The sequence below is a fragment of the Brevibacterium sp. 2SA genome (assembly GCF_005502845.1).
Lineage (GTDB): Bacteria > Actinomycetota > Actinomycetes > Actinomycetales > Brevibacteriaceae > Brevibacterium.
The window spans coordinates 24,241-46,606 of record NZ_SCMW01000027.1 but is presented as its reverse complement, the minus strand read 5'-3'; the positions used below and the strand labels follow the sequence as shown (position 1 = coordinate 46,606).

The window sequence follows — 22,366 nt, the reverse complement described above, 5'->3', positions numbered from 1 at the left end:
TGATTTCTGGGATTGGGCACTGAACATGGTTGCAGGGCATGTTCAACTCGGTCTTGCCCTACTGCCTACTGGGCGAGCGGACCATCCTGTACACACATTTTGGCCTATAACCCTGCGGCTGCCACAGGCGCGAGGCTCAGGCACTCGCCTTCGCGGTGACGCTGGCGATGAGCACATCGGCCGACCGCTGGATATGGCACTCGAGGGCATCGACGGCGCGCTCGACATCACGGGCCACTGTCGCCTCGGCGATCTCCCGGTGCTCAGCGGGGACGTCACGGGACTCGTCGACGACGAGCTCGCGCGACCAGTGGACGAAGAGCGCCGAACGCGCCCGCAGGTCCGTCGCCACCTTCGCCAGCGTCTCGCTGCGGCCGCCGGCGAGGATCACCTCGTGGAACGCCCGGTGCACATGCCCCCACTCCTCGGTGATGTGCCCGCCCCCGTCGGTGAAGGGCGTGCGCTCGAGCATGTGGTGAGCCGCGAGCACATCCGACTCCCACGACAGGCTCCCATCGGCGATCGACTCGCGCAGGGCGGCGGCCTCGATGATCCGGCGGGCCCGAGTGAGATCCTCGAGCGCTCCGACGGTGAGCTCGGGAACCGAGAAGCCGCGCTGCGGACTCGCACTGAGCAGCCCGTCCTGGGCCAGTCGGGTCATCGCCTCCCGCAGCACCGAGGCGCTGACGGAGAATCCGCGGGCGATCTCGCCGATGCGCAGCTTCGATCCCGGGGTGAAGCTTCCGCGCAGCAGCTCGGCGCGCAGGCGATCATAGGCTTCCGCGGAGAGCGTGCTTCCGGCTCGAGGTGCAGGCATAGCGCCAGTATAGATGGAACAGCCATCTGTCGACGTTTGCTGAAAATATCTTTTTTCTCTTGCAATGTCGTGATTCAGCTCATACGGTGGACACCACGCGACGACCGATCGTGGCGCAGAAGTCGGATCAGAGCCTGTGGCATCGCAACGCCGATGCCGGGATGCAAGGAGGCACCATGGCTGATATCGAAGTACCCGTTCTCATCATCGGCGGCGGCGGAGCCGGACTCTCGGCCTCGATGAACCTGTCGAAGCTCGGCGTCGATCACCTGCTCGTGAGCTCGCTGCCCTACACCTCGAAGCTGCCGAAGGCCCACGTGCTCAATCAGCGCACGATGGAGATCTTCGAGGAGGTCGGCGTGGCCCCCGAGGTCGAGAAGCGCAGCACGCCCGCCGAGCACATGAAGGCCACCGGGTGGTACGCCGGCCTCGTCGGCGACCACCGGTACTCCGGGCGCCGACTCGGCCATCTCGAGGTATGGGGCGGCGGCTACACCGACCCCGACTACATCGCGGCGAGCGCGAAGCGCACGTGCAATCTGCCCCAGCTCCGGCTCGAACCGCTCCTCCTCGACCACGCCCGGAAGCTCCATCCCGACCCCCGAGGCGTGCGCTTCAATCACGAGGTCACCGCGATCGAGCAGCTCGACGAGGGAGTGCGCGCGACGGTGCTCGACAAGGACACCGACACCGAGTACACCGTGCGCGCCCGCTATGCGATCGCCGCCGACCGCGGGCGCACGATCGGCCCGGCCCTCGGCGTCGGCATGACCGGCCCGACGGACCTCATGATGATGGTCTCCGTCCACTTCTCCGCCGACCTCTCCCAGTCGGCCCGCGACGACGATGTGCTCATCCGCTGGCTCGTCAATCCGGAGTTCGGCGGATCGTGGTCCTCCGGCGTCCTCGTGGCGATGGGACCGGAGCACTGGGGCACGACCTCGGAGGAGTGGGTCGTGCACCTCGACTACGCGACGCACGACAAGGACGCGCTCAGGGACGATCTCGTCATCGAGCGCCTGTGCACCGTCCTCGGCGTCGACCGCTCGGCGCTCACGGTCCACAAGGTCTCGCCGTGGATCATGGAGGGAGTCGTGGCCGAGAAGTTCCGGGCCGGCGACGTCTTCTTCATCGGCGACGCCGCCCACCGCCACCCGCCGACCGGCGGACTCGGGCTCAACTCCGCGATCCACGACGGGTACAACCTCGCATGGAAGCTCTCCCTCGTCCTCGCAGGCAAGGCCGACGACGCACTGCTCGACACCTACGAAGCCGAGCGCCAGCCGGTCGATCAGGACAATGTCGACGCCGCGGTCGCCTCGGCGATGAATCACTTCACGATCGACAAGGCGCTCAATCTCTCCCCCGAGGCCTCCGCTGCGGACAACTGGGCCGAACTCGAGCCGATCTGGGACGACTCGCTGCCCAACGCCGCGGAGAAGCGCCACGCGCTCAACAAGGCGATCGGGACGCAGACGATGGAGTTCCGCCATCACAACGTCGAGTTCGGGTATCGGTACGACTCCGCGGCCATCGTCTCCGACGGGTCGCCCGACTACTCCCCCATCGACCCCGTGCGGCTCTACGAGCCCTCGACCAAACCGGGGCACCCGCTCCCCCACGCCTTCGTCGAGAAGTCGAACGAGCGCATCGCGCTCGGTGACCTCGTCGCCGGCGGGCATTTCCTCGTCCTCGCCGGCGAGGACGGCCAGGGATGGGTCGATGCCGCGAACCGGCTGGCCGCCGAGCGCGGCCTGCCGCTGAGAGCGCACACCGTCGGCCTCGAGGGCTGCGACTTCGTCGACGTGCGGATGGCGTGGATGAAGAACCGCGGCATCAGCTCCTCCGGCGTCGTCATCGTCCGCCCCGACCGCTACGTCGCCTACCGCTCGGTCGCCGGCGTGCCCGACGCCGACCGCGAACTAGGCCGGGTCTTCGACTCGCTGCTCGCAGTGACGCCGGGGTCTCAGGGTGCGGGGTCAGGGTCGGCTGCGGGGTCAGGGTCGCGCCTCGGCGCATCCGAGTCGAACGGGGTCGCAGCGGCAGGAGTCAACGGCGTGACCGTCTGAGGACGCTCGAGACGTGGAGAGGGCCCGGCGCGGAGCTTCCCCAACCGCGCCGGCTCCGGACCGCGCCGGCCCCGGACCGGGCGGGCGCGGGAATCGCGGGACCACCTCGGCGAGCTGGGGAGATCCCGGAGATCTCTGCAGGGGATCCGTCCGGCGCGACCGATTCCCGGGCACTTTCCGCCGCCGGTGCCCACCGCCGCGCAACGGTGCAAGAATAAGGATGTACCGACCCGAACCAAGGAGCGACCATGAGCACCGGCGACACCTGGGCAGACGACACCGATCCCGCTGACAACGACTTCCTCACGCAGGACGACGAGTTCGACGAGGAAGAGCTCGAAGAGGACGACGCCGAGCCCACCGGGGTCGACCTCACCAGTCTCGAGGAGACCGCCGACGAAGCCGAGGACGACGCCGAATCGGACGACTTCGACGAGATCGACGACGAGGACAGCGAGCCCTACGTCGAACCTGGCGCCGAAGGGCCCGAGGGCACCGGCATCGAAGGCGCCGACGACGCCCTCATCGCCGACGCCGGCTGGGACGACGAACAGGACGCCCCCGCGCTCGACGGCGACCTCGACACCGACCCGACGACCGCCGCCGAGCAGGGCAACCGCGACGGGGACGACATGGTCTCGTACGGCGACGACGACTCCGAGGTCGCCGAGCTCAGCGGCGACGATCTCGACGTCGACGCCCTCGCCGACGATCACGTCGAAGAGGTCGACGTCATCGACGGCATGCCGGAGACGATCGACAACGCCTACCGGGAGGACTGACCCTCCCCTCCCATCCGCGCGCCCTCTCCCCTCGCTCGCCGAGGTGGGAGGGCGTTCGCATGTCATCGCGGGCTCCGAAAATCGCTGAGCACAGAGAATCTATCGATTTTTGCGTTCGAATCAGTTTCGAGAAACCCATTGACTTCGCTTGCGTCGTGAACTACACTGATGTCATTAACCACGTTGACGTGGGAAGACAGGTGAATCCCCGTGACCGACACAACCGAATCAGTCCCCTCCGGAGCCCAGCCTGGCCGAAACAGCCGGCGCATCGACGTCGATCCGGACTCCCGTTTCGCCGCTGCCGTCGACGTCTACTCCGCGTGCGATCGCGCTCAGCTCAGCGCGCTCGAGACGACTGCCGCGCTCTTCCACGACGAGGTCATCGACCACCTCAACCTCATGAATCCCGATGCGAACGAACCGTACCGGCACGCGAGCCTGACCGAGACCGCTCGGCGCTTCGCGCGGGCGCGCACCCGCGACGACCAGGGTGATGCGGTAGTGGACAGTGCCAGTGCGGCGGCGGAAGGCGATGCCGGAGAACTCGGCTCTGCGGAACTTCCTGACACGGCATTCCTGCCCGGCTTCCCGCGCTTCCGCGAGACCCAGTCGATCGACGGCTGGGTCCATGCGCACTCCCACGCCGAGGACATCGCGGAGCTCGCGACCATCCTCGGCAACTCGATCACCACGACCTACACCCACATCACCACGGCGATGCTTCTCATCCACGGACTGCCGAAGTTCCACGAGCGCTGCCTCGCCGGCGACTTCACCTACGCCCACGTCATCGCCGCCGCGCGCCTGTGCAAGGACATCGGGTTCGCCCACCTGCCGGAGATCGACTGCTACCTCGCGCGGCGGCGAGCCGATGTCACGATCGAGACCTTCCGCAAGTCCCTGGCCATGAAGATCAGCGTGGTCGAACCCGTCGAGGAGCGCAGCGAGCGTGCCTTCGACCACCGCCGCGTCGACCTCACCACCCATCCGGACGGCACGTCGTGCCTGACGATCACCGGCCCCTCAGCGGAACTCCAAGCCTGCTTCCTCCGCATCGAAGCCTTCGCCAAAGCGATCCGGAACAACAGCACGGCACCGTTCGCCGACATGCTCCCGTCCGGTGCCGTCATCGAAGACGACCGCACGATCATGGCTCTGATGTTCGACATCTTCACCCAGACGAGGCCCCAGGTCGGCATCGAGGTGCGGGCCCACGACACCGACACCGGTGAGGTCACCACCCGGGAGATCCCCTTCGACACCGAGCACGTGCGCAGCGTCGCCGACATCGCCGATGCCCTCACCGCGGTGGCCGATCGGTTCGAGGAGGCGGCCGACGTCGACCGCGACGAGGAGGGTCGCCCTCTCCTCGGTCTCAACCTCTCCCTGCCGACCACAGGGTTCTGGTTCGCCAATCAGGCCCGGATGATCATGACGGTGCCGCTCATGTCACTGCTCGACCAATCCGAGCTTCCGGGGACGTTCTCCGACGGCTCACCGGTTCCGGCGGACATGGCGCGACGCGTCGCCGGCCACTGCTCGACGTGGTCGCGGATCCTCACCGACCCCGCCACCGGCACTCCGGTCGATGCCCAGGCCAAGAGCTACTACATTCCGCAGACGGTGAGACAGACGCTCATCGCCCAATGGCAGTCGTGCACCGTCCCCGGATGCCGGCGGCGAGCGGAATCCTCAGAAGTCGACCACATCATTCCGTTCGACCACGATGACCCCGAACACGGCGGGCTCACCGTGTTCGGCAACCTCCATCCCCTCTGCAAATCGCACCACCAGGCGAAGACGGACAGGAAGTACGCCGTGTGGATGGAGTCCGCCGGCCTCCTCCGGTACCGCTTCGCCCACGGAGTGAGCGCGCTTCTCACCGCAGGGGACAACCCTGTCAACGCCGAGCACGCCCGGCAGTTCGCCACCGCCGAGCCACCGCCCGAGCCATCCCCGCCGGAGCCGCCACCGCCGGAGCCGCCTTTGCCCGAACCGCCTTTGCCCGGGCCGCCCCCGCCGGAACCGGGTGACACGCGCATCTCCGACGACTGTCCCGGCGCGCAGGGCGAGATCGGGAGACCTGGCTGGGTCAAACGCACGAGAAGCACCCGGCGCACGACGGCCCATCAGCAGGAATGGGTCTGGGACAGCGGCGAGCCGCCGCCGTTCTGAGAACGACCCTCGCTCACGAAGCAGCAGTCGAGGCACCCGACCGGGGGCCTCGACTGCTGCGCAACAGCGGATTGGTCACCAGGAGATGACGTGCGGGACGCTCACCTGCTTGAGGCCTTCGACACCGAACTCGAGGCCGTATCCGGACTTCTTCACCCCGCCGAAGGGCACCCGGGGATCGACGGCGCCGTGCTTGTTGATCCACGTCGACCCGGCCTCGAGCCGGGCAGCCACCTTCTTCGCTTCCTCGAGGTCGGATCCCCACACCGAGGAGCCGAGCCCCACTTCGAGCTCGTTGGCCCAGGTGATCGCCTGATCGAGGTCGGTGTACTTGATGATCGGCAGGGCGGGACCGAACTGCTCCTCGGCCACCAGCGGGTTGTCGTTGTCGATGTCGGCGACGATCGTCGTCGGGTAGAAGTACCCCGGCTGCCCCTCCTGCGGGTCTCCGCCGACGAGCACCGTCGCTCCCCCGTCCTTCGCCGCCTGCACGAGCCGGGCAACGATGTCGTACTGCTGCTTGTTCTGCAGGGGACCGAGCACGTTGTTCTCATCGAGGCCGACACCCATCGGCATCTGCGCCGCGACCTCGACGAGGGCGTCGCAGACCTCCTGGTAGAGGGACTCGGGCACGTAGAGTCGCTTCATCGCCGCACAGGTCTGACCCGTGTTGATGAACGCACCCCAGAAGAGATCGGTGGCGATCGCCTTGGGGTCGGCGTCCTCGAGGACGATGCCTGCGTCGTTGCCGCCGAGTTCGAGGGTGAGCCGGGCGAGGTTGTCGGCGGCCGAGCGCATGATCGCCTGGCCGGTCTTCGTCGAGCCGGTGAACATGATCTTGTCGACGTCGTCGTGGTCGGTCAGCGCCGCACCGACGGCCCCGTCACCGGCGACGACGGAGAGCACATCGGCGGGCAGCACCTGATTGATCACGGCGATGAGGCCCTGGACCGACAGCGGGGTGTACTCCGAGGGCTTGACGACGACGGCGTTGCCCATCTTCAGGGCCGGAGCGAGCTGCCACACGGTGATCATCATCGGCCAGTTCCACGGACCGACAGCGCCGACGACGCCGACCGGGTCATAGACGAGTTCGGCGTGCGTGCCGTCCTCGTCGACGAGAGTCTCGGGTTCGAGGACGAAGGCCGCGTTCGCCCGCAGCCATGCCGCGCAGGCTCCGACCTCGAAGCGCGCGTTGGGCCCGTTGAGCGGCTTGCCCGCCTCGCGGGAGAGCAGCTGCGCGAGCGCTTCGGCGGAGGCCTCGACGGCGTCGGCGGCCTTGTTGAGCAGGTCGTTGCGTTCGGCGACGGGGCGCGAGGCCCACGCCGGCTGCGCCGCGACCGCGGCGCTGACCGCCGCGTCGATGTCGGCGACGGTGCCCTCGTGGGTGCGGCCGATGACATCGCCGGTCGCCGGGTCGGTGATCTCGCGACCCGCCGGGTCGGTGATCGCGGCGAGCAGTCCATCGTAGGTCGTGAGGTCGGTGCTCATGATGCTCCTTCGGTTCGGATTCGGTGAGTGGGACGGGTGCGGTCAGGTGGAAGCAGGCGGTCAGGCGGAAGCAGGCGGTCAGGATCGGAAGTTCTCATCCAGGTCCTCATCCCAGACTTCCACCGGATCCGATTCCTGCATAGAGCTCGGGCCGGCTGCCGCGCAGCCAGTAGGCCCAGAGGGTGCCGATGAGCCCGGGCACGAGGACGAGGAGCGGCAGCAGCCACGAGAGCACGGTCGGCTCGGTCGTGCCGATGAGGACGTCGAAGTTCGCGACGATCGCGAAGAAGAGGACGAAGAGTCCGATGGCCGCGATGCCGGGGGCGATGAGCCGAACCCACGTCGAGTACTCCCCGCGCTGGGTCCGGAGGAACCCGATGACGGCGAGCGCGGTGAGCGCCATGAGGAGGACGAGGCCGAACGCTCCCATGTTCGTCAGCCACGTGAAGAGGGTGACGACGGGGAAGAGCGGGTCCGTGCTGCCGGCGCCGGCGGCCGCGAAGACGAGGATGACGATGAGGGCGAGCGCCGACTGTGTGAGCGATCCGGCGACCGGGGCGCCCGAACGCCGTGAGGTGCGGGCGAGGAACGACGGGAGCACCCGGTCGCGGCCGAGGGCGAAGAAGTACCGGGCGACGATGTTGTGGAATGCGACGAGAGCGGCGAGCAGGGAGGTGAGGAAGAGGAGGTTCGCGAGGTCGACGAACCACACCGGGGCGTGCTCGCCGAGGTAGGCGAACATGAGGTCGGGGCCGAGCTCCTGGGCGCGGGGCACGAGCTGCGAGGGACCTTCGGCCATGACCATCGCCCAGCCGGAGAAGGCGTAGAAGACGGCGATGAGGCACACCGCGATGATCGTCGCCCGTCCGGCCGTGCGCTTGGGGTCCTTGACCTCCTCGTTGTAGATCGCCCCGGACTCGAAGCCCATGAACGCCGCGATCGAGAACGCGAGCACCGCGCCGATCCCGGGGACGAAGAGGTCACCGGGGACGAAGCCGGCCGTCGACAGGCCCTCGGGGCTGTTCGAGAGTCCGATGACGTCGTAGATGACGACGACGAGGAACTCCGTGGTGACGATGATGCCGAGGATCTTCGCGGAGAAGTCGACCCGGGCGATGCCCATGAGACCGACGACGACCCAGCCGATGAGCGCGCACACGACCCACGAGACGGTGAGCCCGAAGAACGAGTTCAGGAGTGAGGAGAAGACGAAGCCGAACATCCCGACGATGCCGATCTGCATCGCGTTGTACGACATCAGCGCCGTCAGCGCGGCTCCGACGCCGATCCGCTTGCCCAGCCCCTTGGCGATGTAGGCGAAGAACGCTCCCGCGTTGTGGACGTGCTGGCTCATCGCTCCGTAGCCGATCGCGAAGAGGATGAGGATGACGCCGAGGACGATGAACGACAGCGGGATCCCGAGGAGCCCCGTGACGGCGAAGTTGCTCGGCAGTCCGCCGGCGGCGACCGTCAGCGGCGCCGAGGCGGCGATGATCATGAAGACGAGTGCCGGGGTGCCGATCCGCCGCGCATCGAGGCTCGCAGCCGCCGGCCCGTGACCGTGCGAGCGCCCGGATTCGCTTGGGTGACCGGTGCCGCTTCGACCACCAGGGCCGCTGGACTGGCCGGTGCCGTGGGAGTTCCCGGTGGCAGCGCTCATGTCGTTCACCTCACAGACGTCATTGTTCTCCTCACCCTGCCGCACCGCGGACCGGCGCGTCTTGGCTTTCCGAGCAGTCCCCTTGACCTCCCGTGCACAGAGCTCAGCCCAGATGCGTCCGCCGGTAGACCGCCGGCGGCTGGCCGACGACCTTGCGGAAGAGTCGGGAGAAGTGCGCGGGGTCCGGCAGCCCCCACCGCGCACCGATGGCCGCGACGGGCACGTGCTTCTGGAGGGGATCGGCGAGGTCGATCCGGCAGCGGTCGATGCGCCGGCGCCGGATCTCCCCGGCCACGCTCTCGCCACCGGCGAAGAGCTGGTGGAGGGCGCGCACGGACATGAAGTGCGCCGCCGCGATCGTCGCCGGTGACAGGGTCGGATCGCCGAGGTGGTCGTCGATGTGGGCGATCACCCGAGCCCACAGCTGCTGCCGCTCATCGGGCACCTCGGCGCCGACGCTGAGCTCATCGGCCATGACGGTCGTGAGCAGGTCGACGATGTTCCCGGCGAACCGGATCCCGACTGCGCGGGTCAGGGTCGGCAGCAGCGTGCCCGCACGGACGATGACGTCCGAGGCGACGGCGCCGAGGTCGTGGCCGGCTCCGATCGCCGTGGCCGTGAGCTGAGCGACGCTGTCCTGCGGCAGGGTGACCCGCGACTGGGGAAACATCATGACGTACGACGTCGAGTCGGTGTCGTAGCTGAGCGTGTACGGTCGGGAGGTGTCGTAGAGGGCGAGCGTGCCCGGGGCCAACGGCACCTCCCGGCCGTCCTGTATGAGCAGACCATGCCCGCTGACCTGGAGGGAGACCTTGTAGTAGTCCTCTCCCCCACCGGCGATGAGCCGCGGGGTGCGCAGCACCGCGTGGGGGTTCGCGCAGATGTGGGACATGACGACGGCGTCGTAGTCGCGGGCGCTGATCGACCCGGCGAAGCCGCCGCGGCGCTGCGGCTCGGTCTCCAAGGGCACGAACGAGTCGGAGACGAGGCTCCGCCAATCGTCGAAGTCCGCGGCCGTGCTCTCCAGCAGCGTCATCGCTCTCACCTGCCTGCCTGTGCTGTTGTCCGGGGTTCACGCGTTCCGGTGGATCCGAGTCGCGTGATGAGGTAGCTCAGCTGAGTCCGGAAGCCCTCGAAGTCGAAGCTCTCCCCGCCGAGGATCGACGTCGTCTGCGCCCCGTAGAGGTACGTGACGAGGATGTCGGTCTCGACGTCGATGCTGACGTCGTCGGAGATCTCTCCCGCAGCGGCCGCCTCGGCGAGCCACCCGCGGATCCACTCGCGCCAGCGGGCCATCGTCGCGCGGACCTCGCGGGCCCGGACGGGATCCTGGGCCACCTCGGCGAGGAAGGAGAGGACGACGCGGGCCTCGTCGCGGAGTTCGGGGGTGAGCGGAACGACCTCGGCGGCGAACGCCTGCAGGGCGGTCAGCCCGGTGCGCCCGGCCGTGGCGATGACGACGCGGCGATTCGTCGCCTCATAGACATCGACGTAGGTCGCGGCGAGGAGGTCGGCCTTCGATCCGAAGTACGACTTGACGACGCCGTTGGCGAATCCGGCCTCGGCGGCGATGTCGCGCATCGTCGCTCCCGGCAGGCCCTGGCGCGCGATGATCCGCAGCGTCGCCTCGACGATGTCGCGGCGACGCTGGGCGTAGTCGACGATCTTGGGCACCGTTGCTCCATCTCCATTGACTTTATTTCCTACGAGTGTAGATTATAACGTGATCCGGCTCACGCCAACCCCGCAATGCAGTGAACCCTCGGAATGCAAAGGTGCACGATGTCTGCCCAGACCCCCTACTCCCTGGCCACCGATGACGAGATGACGACCGTCATCGACACGCTCCGTGAGGCCGACCTCTTCCCCGCCGCGGCGCGGATCGCCTACCTCGGCCTCCTCGATCCCGTCCGCGGAACACCCCGCGATGCCACCCATGTCGACCGCCGGTTCCGCGTCCTCGTCAGCGACAAGGAGGCCGGCACCGCCCGTGACATCGTCGTGTCCGCAACCCGGCGCAGCGTCGAATCCGTCACCGAGGTCGACTCCTCCGTCGCCGGTGAGTTCCCCGTCATGGAAGAGGAGTTCGAGGTCGTCGAGCAGGTGCTCGCCGCCGATCCCGCGTGGCAGGAGGCGATCGCCCGACGCGGTCTCGCCCTTGACGAGGTCAGGGTCGCGCCCCTGTCGGCCGGTGTCTTCGAATACCCCGATGAGGCGGGACGGCGGATCCTCCGCGGGCTCGCCTTCCACCAGCAGCACCCGTCCGACAGCGCGTGGGCGCACCCCATCGACGGCCTCGTCGCCTACGTCGATGTGACGAACCGCAGCGTCGACCAGGTCCTCGACCTTGAGGACGTGCCCATCCCGGCCGAGCACGGCAACTACACCGACCCCGACCTCACCGGTCCGCTGCGCACGACGCAGAAGCCGATCTCAATCACCCAGCCCGAGGGACCGAGCTTCACCGTCACCGAAGGCAACCACATCGACTGGGAGAAGTGGTCCTTCGACGTCGGCTTCGACATGCGCGAGGGCCTCGTCCTCCACAACATCGCCTTCACCGACGGGGATGAGACCCGGCGGATCCTCGACCGGGCGGCGATCGCGGAGATGGTCGTCCCCTACGGCGACCCCTCCCCCGTGCGGTCGTGGCAGAACTACTTCGACACCGGCGAATACCTCGTCGGCCAGTGGGCGAACTCGCTCGAACTCGGGTGCGACTGCCTCGGCGACATCACCTACCTCTCCCCGTGGGTCGTCAACAACCTCGGCGAGCCGCGGCAGATCCGGAACGGCATCTGCATGCACGAAGAGGACGCCGGGGTGCTCGCGAAGCACTCGGATCTGTGGTCGGGAGTGGCCTACACGCGGCGCAATCGGCGCTTCGTCGTCTCGTTCTTCACCACCGTCGGCAACTACGACTACGGCTTCTACTGGTACCTCTACCTCGACGGGACGATCGAGTTCGAGGCGAAGGCGACGGGCGTGGTCTTCACCTCGGCGCTGCCGCACGGGTCGACGGAGTTCGCCTCGGAGATCGCGCCGGGCCTCGGCGCCCCGTTCCACCAGCATCTCTTCGGCGCCCGTCTCGACTTCGCCCTCGACGGCGGTGGCTGCCGGGTCGAGGAGGAGGACGTCGTCCGGCTGCCGGTCTCGGAGGAGAACCCGCGCGGCAACGCCTTCACCCGCAAGCGCACCCTGCTCGCCACGGAGCTCGAGGCCCAGCGCGACGCCGACCAGTCGGTGGCGAGGACGTGGGTGGTGTCGAATCCCGAGTCGATCAACCGCCTCGGCGAACCCGTCGCCTACAAACTCCACCCGGCCGGCCTGCCGACGCTGCTCGCCGCCGAGGAATCCTCGGTCCACAAGCGGGCGACGTTCGCGTCGAAGGCGCTGTGGGTGAGCCAGTACGACGTCGACGAACGGTACCCGACCGGCGACTTTCCCAACCAGCACGCCGGTCATGCCGGTCTGCCGACGTGGACGCAAGCCGACCGCAGCGTCGACGGTGAGGACATCGTCGTGTGGCACACCTTCGGGCTCACGCACTTCCCGCGCGTCGAGGACTGGCCGATCATGCCCGTCGACACCGTCGGCTTCAAGCTGCGCCCCGAGGGCTTCTTCGACCGCTCGCCGGTCCTCGACGTGCCGGCCCCCGAGTCCGGCAGCCACTGCTGCGCGGAGTGAGGGGGAGCATCGCCGACGGGATCACTGCACCGTCAGCCGCCGCTATTTGAGGAGGCGGTCCATGCGCCGGTCGCTCAGTCGCTTCCCACCGGTCTGGCATCCGGGGCAATACTGGAGCGACCGGTCGGCGAAGGAGACCTCGGCGATCGTCGTGCCGCACACCGGACACGTCTGACCGGTCCTCCCGTGCACGCGCAGCAGCTTCTTCTTCGCGGACTTGATCTTCGCCGGGGGCAGCCCCGAGAGCGCGTCCCGTGCCGCTCCGAGCACCGAGGTCATCACCGCGTACACAGCCTCGGCATCGACCTTGTTCGCCGTCGCGAACGGGGAGATCTTCGCGGTGTGGAGGATCTCGTCGGAGAAGGCGTTGCCGATTCCCGCGACGACGCTCTGATCGTCGAGCACGGTCTTGATCCGCGAGGTCGTGCTGGCGAGCGCGGCGGCGAACTGCTCCGCCGTGATCTCCAGGGCGTCGGGACCCGCGCCGGCGAGCGCAGCGACGTCGCCGAGGTCGCGGACGAGGGACACGGACGCGTTCTTCTTCGTCCCCGCCTCCGTGAGGTCGAACCCTGAGCCAGAAGCGAGCGTGACCCGCATCCCCAACGGCCCTTTTCCCATCCGCACCGGCGCCGACGGAACGGCATCGTGCCAGACCAGCCAGCCGGCGCGCGCGAATCGGCACACCAGCGACAGCCCGTCGAAGTCGATGACGAGCGCCTTGCCGACCCGCCTCACCCCGGTGATCTCGAGTCCGATGACGGCGTCGAGCGGCGGGTCGGCGGTGTGGAGCAGCGAGAGCTCGGCGATGTCGACCTGCGCGATGAACTCACCGACGAGACGCGGGGTGAGGAAGTCGACGAGCGCTGAGACCTCGGGCAGTTCCGGCATGAGTCCAGTATGCCCCCGCCTCAGTCGCGCACAAGGGCGAGCCGCCGGAGGATGACGACCAGACCGAGACCTGCGCAGACGGCGCTGACGCCGAACGGCCCGACCGGACCGAACCGCTGCAAGGCGAGCCCGGTGAGGATGGGTCCGACCGCCGCACCGAGGTTGAGCGCGACCGTCGCGAACGATCCGCCGAGCGCAGGTGCACCGGCGGCAGTGGCGACGATGCGCGCAATGAGAGTGCTACCGGTCGCGAACGAGAGGAATCCGACCAGCGGGGTGAGCGCCCAGAACATCACCGCGCCGAGGCGGCCGTCCGTCTCCGGCCCCGTGACCGTGAGGGCGACCCCGACCCAGGTGAGCACGAGCACAGGGCCGAGCACCCAGAGGAGCCGCCTCCACTGCGCATCGGCGAACCGTCCGGCAATGCTGACCCCGCAGAAGGCGCCGATGCCGAACACTGCGAGAAGCACCGGCACGGCAGCCCCGGAGAGTCCGAATGCCGCCTCGGCGATCGCCGCGAGATAGGTGAACGCGCCGAACGTCGCAGCATTGACGAGCACCGCGACGGCGATGACGATGAGAAGGTCCGGGGAGCGCAGCGTCGCGAGCTCGGCGCGCAGCGGAATCCGTTCGCCCGCGTGCGCGGTCCCTCCTGGGGCGGCCGCGAGCACACCGAGGAGAGCGGGCACGCAGAGTGCGGCGATCACCCACAGCGCTGACCGCCAGCCGAAGCCGGCGGCGAGGAACGCCCCTGCCGGCACCCCGGCGATGAGCGCGAGCGTCGTCCCCGCGAGGACGACCCCGATCGCCCGTCCCTGCCGCCCGGGGGCGACGAGTCGGGGGATGAGCGCGAGTGTGACGGCGAGGAACCCCGCATTGGCGACAGCGGCGAGACTGCGGGTGGCGACGAGGACGGGGAACGAGTCGGTGAGCGCACCGCCGACGTGCGCGAGGACGAAGACGACGAGGAAGCCCGTCAGCGCCGACCGCGGCGAGAACCGGCGGCTCGCCGCCGCCATCACCGGGGCGCCGACGACCATGCCCACGGCGAATGCGGTGGTCAGCAGGCCCGCCTCGGCGAGGGAGACGTCGAGATCACGGGAGATGTCGGTGAGCAGACCGACGAGGACGAATTCGGAGGTGCCCTGCGCGAACACGGCGAGGGCAAGGAGATAGAGCAGCACAGGCATGAAGCAGCCTTTCGGACACAGCAGCGTAAGGGGTGAACCGTCTGGCACTGCCGGTGCCGGGATGAGGATCTCCGGGCTATCGGCGTGCCGACAGCCCGGTCCTGGATGCTTCTGGTGTGCTCACGCGTCCAAGGCTAATGGGGGCGTGGTGGAACAGCAACGTCCCGGGGCCTGGCCGGGTTCCGGGGCGAGCTGAGCTCCGGGGCTAGCTGAGCCCCGGAGCGGCTCAGCCCTGGGAGCCGGCGGCACTGCCGCCGGAGCCGCTGCTGCCGGACCCGGAGCCGCCGCTGCCGGAACCGCCCGATCCGCCTGAGCCGCTGCCGCTCGAGCCGGAACTGGATCCGGACCCGCCGCTGCTCGACCCGCTGCCACCGGAATCCGAGCCGCTGCCGCTGCTGCCCGAGCCGGAGGTTCCCGAGTCGCCGCTCGTGCTGCTGCCCGAGCCGTCCGAGGTCGACGAGGAGTCCGAGCTCGAGCTGCTCGACCCCGAGGTGTCCGAGGACGTGCCGCTCGTGTCGCTGCTCGAGTTCGTGCCCTGATCCGCACCGGTCTGGTCGCTGTTCGACGAAGAGGTCGAGCTCTGATCGCTCTCCGCCGACGTCGAGGAGCTGCTGTCGCTGCTGCCGCTCTCCCCGCTTGAGTTCCCGGAGTTCGATCCGCCGTCGCTGCCGCCGTCGCTCGATGACGATCCGGACTCGTCGCCGCTGCCGGAGTCACCGGTCACCGAGCGCGAGATCTGCGAGGTGCCCGGCGAGATGTCGGCCTGCGTGAGGTTCTCGGCGATGACGACGCCGCCGAGGCCGATGCCGAACGCGGCGACGCCGATGGCCACCGGGTAGAGGACGCGCTTGCGCTTGAGCTTCTGCAGCCACGACTTCGGTTCGTCGTCGGTGTCCGTGCCCGCGGCCGCCTCGGTGTTCGCCTCCGTCTCGTCGAGGTTGCCGAACGCCGAGTCGGTGCGCGACGGATCGCCGTCGACCGCACCGTAGACCGCTGTGGCGTCCGGGTCCGCACTGCCGGGTGCCGTACTGCCGGGTGCGGTGCTGCCGGGTGCTGTGCTGCCGGGTGCTGTGCTCCCGGGAACCGTACCGTAGACGGCAGTCTGGTCGGTTCCGGGCTGGCCGCTGCCGTTCTGGCCGGTACCGCTGTCGTTCTGGCCGGTGCCGGGAGCGTCGGGGTTCGCGGTGCCGGGGGCACCGGCGCCAGGGCCGACGAGTGGGAGGGTCGCGCCCTTCTTCACGGCGGGAGCGAGCTTCGACCCGACCTCCCGAACCGCCTCTTTGCCCTTCTCGAGGCTCTTGCTGTAGAGGCTGACGGCGAGCGCAGTGACAATGCTCGCGATGCCCGCCCCGATGACGGTTCCGGCCACACCGAGCTGACCGCCGACGATCGACGACGTCGCGGCCGCACCGGCGCCGGCGAGCAGCTGGGTCGCGGAGATCCCGTTGCCGCCCTTCTCCTTCTTCTCGTCCGTGTCCCCGTCGCCGTCGGCGGTGTCGAGCTTCGTCGTCTCCGCGGCCACTGCGGGCGCGACGGATGTCGACTGTGTGCTCGTCGGCTGTGCTGCCGTGGGCTGGGCGTCGACCGGCTCGGTCTGCGTCGGCCGGCTCTCCGTGGCGGGAGCGTCACGGCGAATCGGGTTGGGCGGCAGGACCGGCTGATGGGCAGCCGTCATCTCCTCCGTGACCATCGGCAGGGCCTGGGACGGCTGGCTCTCCTGCGGAGTCGATCCCGCTGCGGGATCGTTCTGGTCGTGCGGATCTCTGTTCTGCGGCGCCAACGTACCTCCAAGACTGTGTGACTCTCCCCAGTATTCTCTGCCGAGGTCCGGAGACGCTGACCGGGGTCCCCTGAACCTGTGAACCGTCTGGAAGCCGATCTCCGCCCCGTCCCCCATGACCTGGACCGATGCGCGGTCGTGTGACGGGCGGAACAGCCGACTGACATGGTTTGTCCAGGAACCTTGTCATTCGTCAGGCGTCAGGCGAATCCGATCCCGCCGAGGCGGTCCCCCGGCCCCACGGCATCGCCGTCGCCGAGGCGGAGGAGATCGAAGCGGCGCCAATCCGGACCGTCGGCGAGGGCGAGTGCGAACCGCGGGCGAGCGGACTCACTCGTCCCCGCCGCCTCGGGATCGAGGGTCATCGTCAGCGGCGGCAGCGCCGCCTCATCGGCGACGACCATGAGGTTGACGGCGAAGGTCGGGCCCGCGAGGTCGGTGAGCGCGACGGCGTCGGACCCGGAGAAGCGCAGCGGAGATCCCGGGCCGGCCCGGTGCGCGGTGCCGGCGATGTCGAGGACCACCTCGGCGTCGGTGGGAAGGAACGTCCGGTCGAGGCCGGGCAGGGACGAGAACGGACCGGTCCGCTCGAGGCGGGCGATGCTCAGCCGCCACGGACGCCGGTCGGGGGTGAGCGCCGTGGAGGCGTCGAGGGAGACGAGCTCGGTCGTCTCGCCCGCGCCGTTGGCCCAGGGAACAGGGACGATATCGACGAACGACGCGATGATCTCCATGCCGTCCATCGTAGGTCGCCTCCCGTCGTCAGCGCGGCCTCCTCGTCAGCGGCCATCACGGGCGAGGGGCTAGCCTGGGAGCACACGGACCTCCGGCAAGGAAGCAGCGATGACCGTTCAACCCCGCCCTGACTCGTCTGACATGTCAGGCTCGCCGCACCTCGATCCCGGTGTCGGCCTCACCGAGGAGGTCGTCACGCTCACCGATGGCCGTCGCATCCGCACCGTCACCGCAGGTGATGCGCCCGGTCCGTGCGTCGTCTTCGAGGCGGGCATGGGTGCCTCGGCCGCCGCCTGGACGCACATCCAACGGGAGGTCGCCACCCGCGCCCGCACCGTGTCCTACGACCGCTCGAACATCGGCGGCAGCGCTGACGACCGGAGTCCGCGCAGTCTCGAGCGGATCGTCGATGACCTCGCCGAGGTGGTCGACCGGGTCGCCGGGAACGAGCAGGTCGTCCTCGTCGGCCACAGCTGGGGCGGACCGATCGTGAGATTCTTCGCGCACCTCAACCCCGACCGGGTCGCCGGGATGGTGCTCGTCGATGCGACCGCCTCGGCGATCCTCTCCCCCGCAGTCGCAGCCCTCAACGCCGGTTCGATGCGGCTCGGGTCGCTGCTCATCCGGGCCGGCCAGGGCGATCGCTTCACCCGGACGCTCCTGCCCGACGGGGCATCACCGCAGATCACCGAGGCAGACCTCGCCCTGTTCTGGCGCGACTCGCTGACCCAGCGGGCGATGCGCATGGCGCTGAGCGAGGAACGGCACGTCACCTCGTCGATCGCGCTCATCCGGATGCTCGAACGCGACGGCGGACCGGACGTGCCCGGCGTCGTCCTCCAGGGCGGCCGGCAGCGGGGACTGCTCGAGCGGAGGATGCGCACGCGGCAGAACGCGGCGGCGGCCGCGATCGCCGACGCGATGCCGCAGGGCACGCTCGTCGTCCTCGAGGATGCCGGGCACCTCATCACCCATGAACGCCCCGATGCCGTCGTCGACGCCGTCGACGACGTGCTGGGTCTCCGGCGTCACTGAGCCTCAGTTGACGCAGCGTTTCAGCTGACGCAGCGTTTCAGTTGACGCAGTGTTTCAGTTGACACACAGGCAGAACGGGTGACCGGCCGGGTCGAGGAAGACGCGGAACGTCTCCCCCGGCTGGACGGCGGCCTTCCCGGCGCCGAGTCCGATGACCTGCGCCTCGGCGGCATCGAGGTCATCGACCATGACGTCGATGTGCATCTGCTGCGGGTGTTCCTGGCTGGGCCAGCTCGGGGCGTGGTAGTCCTCGACCTGCTGGAAGCAAATGGGCGGCCAGGAATCGGACGTGATCTCTGCCCATGTGCCGTCGTCGTCGACGCGGACCTGCCAGTCGAGGAGTTCGCCGTAGAACTGGGCGAGCTCACCAGCATCCGGAGCATCGAGAACGACCACGGGCTGCTTTGCGATAGCCATGGTCCCGAGTCTACGCCGCAGGGCCGACACGACCCAGGGAATCACCGTCTCGATAGAATTGTTGAGCAATACACCCATGAGAGGACATCGATGAGCACGCACACCCTGCCGGTCGCGGACGGTCCCGCGGTCTACGTCATCCACGACAATCCCGAGTGGATCCCGCCGTTCGCCGACGCCTTCGCTGAACTCGGCGTCGAGCTCGTCGAATGGCTGCTGCCCGGTGCCGCGATCGACCTCGCCGCCGCCCCGCCCGAGGGCGTCTTCTGGTCCCGACTCTCGGCATCCTCGCACACCCGCACCGACCCCCACGTCAAGGAGTACGGGCGAGCGGTCCTCGCGTGGCTCGAGGCCGCCGGCCGCGCCGTCGTCAACGGCTCGCAGGTCCTCGAGCTCGAGGTCAGCAAGATCCGCCAGCACCGCGCCCTCGCCGCGCACGGAATCGACGTGCCGACCACCTCGGCGGCCTTCGGATCAGCGGCGATCACCGAGGTGGCTGCCGGGTTCACGCCCCCGTTCATCACGAAGCACAACCAGGGCGGCAAGGGACTGGGCGTGCGCCGCTTCGACTCGCACGCCGAGCTCGAGGCAGCGGTGGCCGACTTCGCCCCCGGCGGGTCCACCGAGGCGATCGACGGCATCACCCTCGTCCAGGAGTATCTGCAGCCGGCCGCGCCGTTCATCACGCGCGCCGAGTTCATCGGCGGCCGCTTCCACTACGCGGTCGCCGTCGACGTCTCCGCCGGATCCTTCGAACTCTGCCCCGCCGATGCCTGCGTCATTCCGGGCACGGCCGGCAGCCTCGGCGGCAGTCAGTTCACCCGGCGCGAGGAGATCACCGCCGACACCCCGCTCATCGGTCGACTCGAGGCGCTGCTGACCGAGCTCGGCATCGACTTCGCCGGAGTCGAGTTCATCGACACGGCCGATGGCCGGCAGGTCGTCTACGACATCAACACGAACACGAACTACAACGCCGGGGTCGAGGCCGGGGAGCGTGCGGCCGGCCGCCAGCCTGCCGCTGTCCGGATCGCCGAGGTGCTCGGCGCGAAGCTCGCAGCCGTTCGTCGTGACGCAGCGGAGGCGGCACCCGTCGGCTGATAGTCTTCAACCACCACAGGGGAGCGCCGCGACCGGCGCTGAGAGTGCGCACGCAGACCCTTTGAACCTGATCCGGGTGACACCGGCGGAGGAAGATGGAGGCTCATCACGATCACAGTCGCGACCGGCGGGGCCGTGGCCGGACTGCGGGCGAGTGCCGAAGCGGAGTGGACCGCGGCGACCCATCACCGGTTCGTCGCCGAGCTCTTCGCGGGCACCGTCGACGACGCGGTGATGGCGAAGTACCTCGTCCAGGACTATCAGTTCTTCGATGACTTCCTCTCGATGCTCGGCGCCAGCGTCGCCCACGCCGACACCATCTCCGCGAAGCTCCGGTTCGCCCAGCAGCTCGGGTTCCTCGCCGCCGATGAGGATTCGTACTTCCTCCGCGCCTTCGCCGAGGTGGGGGTGGAGCCTGCGGACTACACCGATCCCCAGCTCACCGAGGTGACCGCGGGGTTCCGCGGTGTCATGCGTGAGGCGGTCGCCGCGGCGTCGTATCCCGACGTCCTCGTCGTCCTCGTCATCGCCGAATGGCTCTATCTCGAGTGGGGTGAGCAGGATCGAGCCATGCCGAGCCGCGACCTCCACACCGACTGGATCGACCTCCACCGCGGAGAGGCCTTCACCGGCTGGGTGCAGTTCCTCGTCGACGAACTCGAACGGGTGTACCCGCGCGGGGACGATGCGGCGTCGGCCGCCGCCCGGCAGCGCTTGGCCGATCTGTGGCAGCGGGCCGTCGGGCTCGAGCGCGCCTTCTTCGACGAGGCGTACCGGTGACCGCGCTGCCGGGTCCAGGCTGCCTCTCGTACCGGCCAGGCTACTTCTCGTAGACCTCGGCGGCAGCGGAGAAGAGGAGCGAGATGCCCACGGCCCCGGCGTCGGGGGTGCCGGCTCCACGGCCGTCGACGTAGCTCGCCCGACCCCGCCTCGCCTGCATGTCGGCCGTCGCCTGTGCGGCCTCGGCGGCGGTCTGCGCGGCTGAGGCGAATCCCTTCCCGAACGCCGAGGCGGTGGGATGGAGGACGTCGACGACTGTCCGATCTCCGGTCTCTGCGCCGCCGACGCGCTGGATCGCCTCGCATCCGGCCGCCGTCGCCCGCTCCCAGAGGACCTGTGCGGTCTCGCGGTGGGTGTCGGGGTCGAGTTCGGCGTAACCGGCACTGAGCTCCTGGAAGAGCAGTCCGAGGAGCGGTCCGCTCGTGCCGCCGACGCCGCCGAGGAATGCCGCTTCGGCCGCGGCGAAGCCCGCGGCCTCGGAGGAGTCGACGAGTCGAGTCGCGTGGCGCAGTCCACCGCGGAGGTTGTCCCCGAAGTCCCCGTCACCGCCGACCTGATCGAGTTCCGTCAGGTGGGCGTGCTGCTCCTCGACGAGTTCGGCGAACCGACGGAGCACAGCGGTCTCGAGATCCGCGTCCCCACCAGCTGCCGTCCGCTGCCGCAGAGAGACGGCGGGAGCCGTCGGCTCCTGCGCACTCCGCGTCGCCGCTGTCGTCGCCACCGCCTCGGCGTGCGTGGGCTCACCGCCGAGTGCCGGGAACGCCGCGGTGCGGGAGGCGGCGGTCCACCAGTCGAGCCAGGACGGCTGCAGGCGCGTGAGGGTGAGGGAGAACCCGGTCATGTCGAGCGCGGTGACAAAGCTGCCGACGAGGGAGGCGGCGATCGACTCGCCTGCGGTCTCAAGCGCGGCGCCGAGGGCGTCGTAGACGTTGAGGAGCTCGATCTGGGTCGTCGCGCCGAGGCCGTTGACGAGGACGAGGAGGTCGCCGTCGGCCGGGGTGCCGGGAACCGCGGCGAGGAGCTCACGGCACATCCGGTCGATGAGGCTCTCGAAGCCGTCGTGCGGAATCGAGGTCGCGGCGCGCTCACCGTGGATGCCGACGCCGTATTCGAGGGTGCCCTCGGGAAGGTCGAACGCGGGTCGACCAGTGTGGGCATCGGTCTGGGCGCGAGCGGCCACGGCGAGGCTCCGGGAGCGGGCGACCACCTCGGCGCCGAGATCGGCAAGGTCGTCCAGACCCCATCCGGCGTCGGCGGCAGCACCGAGGATCTTCTCGACGATGACGGTGGCGCCGGTGCCGCGTCGACCGGTCTCGGTGTCGTCGCTGTCGGTGGCGATGTCGTCGTCGACGAGCACCGTCGCCACGGGGATACCGGCGGCGCGGAGACGTTCGGCGGCGATGCCGAAGTTGATGACGTCGCCCGTGTAGTTCTTGACGATGTGGAGGACGCCGTCGGGACCGGCCACCGCCTTCGACGCCGCGAAGATCTGCGCGTTGTGCGGTGAGGCGAAGACCTCGCCGGGGACGGCGGCGTCGAGCATGCCCGGGCCGACGAAACCGACGTGCATCGGTTCGTGACCGGAGCCGCCGCCGGAGACGAGGCCGACCGTCCGCGTCGGGGACTGCGCTGTCGCGCTCACGTAGAGCGGGTCGGTGTTGAGCGCGACGAGGTCCCCGTGGGCCCGGGCGAACCCGGCCAGCGCTGAGGGGATCGGGGTGGACGAGACGAAGAACGCGTTCATGACGGCCAGCCT

Annotated in this window: 18 protein-coding genes and 1 riboswitch; of the genes, 7 read left to right on the top strand and 11 right to left on the bottom strand. The window is 69.1% G+C overall.

What is annotated here, in order from left to right:
• Positions 1-136 precede the first annotated feature (136 nt).
• Positions 137-817: a GntR family transcriptional regulator gene (locus FFS20_RS10870; RefSeq protein ID WP_137825869.1), complete on the bottom strand. Its 681-nt coding sequence runs from the start codon at positions 815-817 to the stop codon at positions 137-139.
• A 176-nt stretch (positions 818-993) separates the two neighbouring features.
• On the opposite strand from FFS20_RS10870, the gene FFS20_RS10865 reads away from it, so the two are divergent.
• From FFS20_RS10865 to FFS20_RS10855, 3 genes are all read left to right on the top strand, one after another.
• A complete protein-coding gene (locus FFS20_RS10865) occupies positions 994-2,886 on the top strand; it encodes an FAD-dependent monooxygenase (protein WP_137825868.1) in 1,893 nt (630 codons plus the stop codon).
• 248 nt (positions 2,887-3,134) lie between these two features.
• Positions 3,135-3,668 carry a hypothetical protein gene (locus FFS20_RS10860; protein WP_137825867.1) on the top strand — a complete coding sequence of 178 codons (534 nt, stop codon included), beginning with the start codon at positions 3,135-3,137 and terminating at the stop codon, positions 3,666-3,668.
• 210 nt (positions 3,669-3,878) lie between these two features.
• Positions 3,879-5,846 carry an HNH endonuclease gene (locus FFS20_RS10855; protein ID WP_249356801.1) on the top strand — a complete coding sequence of 656 codons (1,968 nt, stop codon included), beginning with the start codon at positions 3,879-3,881 and terminating at the stop codon, positions 5,844-5,846.
• Positions 5,847-5,921: 75 nt separating this feature from the next.
• Here the strand turns inward: FFS20_RS10855 and FFS20_RS10850 are convergent, their stop codons facing one another.
• From FFS20_RS10850 to FFS20_RS10835, 4 genes are all read right to left on the bottom strand, one after another.
• The gene (locus FFS20_RS10850) at positions 5,922-7,337 is read right to left on the bottom strand and encodes an aldehyde dehydrogenase family protein (protein WP_137825865.1); all 1,416 of its coding nucleotides are present in this window, start codon (positions 7,335-7,337) and stop codon (positions 5,922-5,924) included.
• A 106-nt stretch (positions 7,338-7,443) separates the two neighbouring features.
• Entirely contained in the window at positions 7,444-8,997 is a 1,554-nt protein-coding gene (locus FFS20_RS10845) for an APC family permease (protein WP_137825864.1), read from the bottom strand.
• A 103-nt stretch (positions 8,998-9,100) separates the two neighbouring features.
• Entirely contained in the window at positions 9,101-10,033 is a 933-nt protein-coding gene (locus FFS20_RS10840; protein WP_137825863.1) for a helix-turn-helix domain-containing protein, read from the bottom strand.
• Positions 10,034-10,038: 5 nt separating this feature from the next.
• Complete coding sequence (locus FFS20_RS10835; RefSeq protein ID WP_137825862.1) at positions 10,039-10,671, bottom strand: TetR/AcrR family transcriptional regulator; 633 nt, start codon at positions 10,669-10,671, stop codon at positions 10,039-10,041.
• A 108-nt stretch (positions 10,672-10,779) separates the two neighbouring features.
• On the opposite strand from FFS20_RS10835, the gene FFS20_RS10830 reads away from it, so the two are divergent.
• On the top strand, positions 10,780-12,684 hold the full coding sequence (locus FFS20_RS10830) for a primary-amine oxidase (RefSeq protein ID WP_137825861.1): 1,905 nt from the start codon (positions 10,780-10,782) through the stop codon (positions 12,682-12,684).
• Positions 12,685-12,726: 42 nt separating this feature from the next.
• Here the strand turns inward: FFS20_RS10830 and FFS20_RS10825 are convergent, their stop codons facing one another.
• From FFS20_RS10825 to FFS20_RS10810, 4 genes are all read right to left on the bottom strand, one after another.
• On the bottom strand, positions 12,727-13,572 hold the full coding sequence (locus tag FFS20_RS10825) for a DNA-formamidopyrimidine glycosylase family protein (RefSeq protein ID WP_137825860.1): 846 nt from the start codon (positions 13,570-13,572) through the stop codon (positions 12,727-12,729).
• Between the two features lie 20 nt (positions 13,573-13,592).
• Entirely contained in the window at positions 13,593-14,762 is a 1,170-nt protein-coding gene (locus FFS20_RS10820; RefSeq protein WP_137825859.1) for a Cmx/CmrA family chloramphenicol efflux MFS transporter, read from the bottom strand.
• A gap of 226 nt (positions 14,763-14,988) precedes the next feature.
• On the bottom strand, positions 14,989-16,542 hold the full coding sequence (locus FFS20_RS17955; protein ID WP_171007057.1) for a hypothetical protein: 1,554 nt from the start codon (positions 16,540-16,542) through the stop codon (positions 14,989-14,991).
• A gap of 200 nt (positions 16,543-16,742) precedes the next feature.
• Positions 16,743-17,276 (bottom strand): HutD family protein, encoded by a 534-nt coding sequence (locus FFS20_RS10810; protein WP_171007056.1) that lies wholly within the window; start codon positions 17,274-17,276, stop codon positions 16,743-16,745.
• A 109-nt stretch (positions 17,277-17,385) separates the two neighbouring features.
• Between FFS20_RS10810 and FFS20_RS10805 the strand changes: the two genes are divergently transcribed.
• Positions 17,386-18,312 carry an alpha/beta fold hydrolase gene (locus tag FFS20_RS10805; RefSeq protein ID WP_137825857.1) on the top strand — a complete coding sequence of 309 codons (927 nt, stop codon included), beginning with the start codon at positions 17,386-17,388 and terminating at the stop codon, positions 18,310-18,312.
• Positions 18,313-18,366: 54 nt separating this feature from the next.
• Here the strand turns inward: FFS20_RS10805 and FFS20_RS10800 are convergent, their stop codons facing one another.
• Positions 18,367-18,729, bottom strand: a complete 363-nt coding sequence (locus FFS20_RS10800) for a VOC family protein (protein WP_137825856.1) — start codon at positions 18,727-18,729, stop codon at positions 18,367-18,369.
• 90 nt (positions 18,730-18,819) lie between these two features.
• On the opposite strand from FFS20_RS10800, the gene FFS20_RS10795 reads away from it, so the two are divergent.
• Positions 18,820-19,830, top strand: a complete 1,011-nt coding sequence (locus FFS20_RS10795) for an alpha-L-glutamate ligase (RefSeq protein WP_137825855.1) — start codon at positions 18,820-18,822, stop codon at positions 19,828-19,830.
• A 7-nt stretch (positions 19,831-19,837) separates the two neighbouring features.
• Positions 19,838-19,942: riboswitch (TPP riboswitch) on the top strand.
• 23 nt (positions 19,943-19,965) lie between these two features.
• The gene (locus tag FFS20_RS10790; RefSeq protein ID WP_249356800.1) at positions 19,966-20,610 is read left to right on the top strand and encodes a TenA family protein; all 645 of its coding nucleotides are present in this window, start codon (positions 19,966-19,968) and stop codon (positions 20,608-20,610) included.
• Between the two features lie 40 nt (positions 20,611-20,650).
• On the opposite strand, the gene FFS20_RS10785 is transcribed toward FFS20_RS10790, so the two are convergent.
• Positions 20,651-22,354, bottom strand: a complete 1,704-nt coding sequence (locus FFS20_RS10785; protein WP_137825853.1) for a dihydroxyacetone kinase subunit DhaK — start codon at positions 22,352-22,354, stop codon at positions 20,651-20,653.
• Between the last annotated feature and the right edge of the window lie 12 nt (positions 22,355-22,366).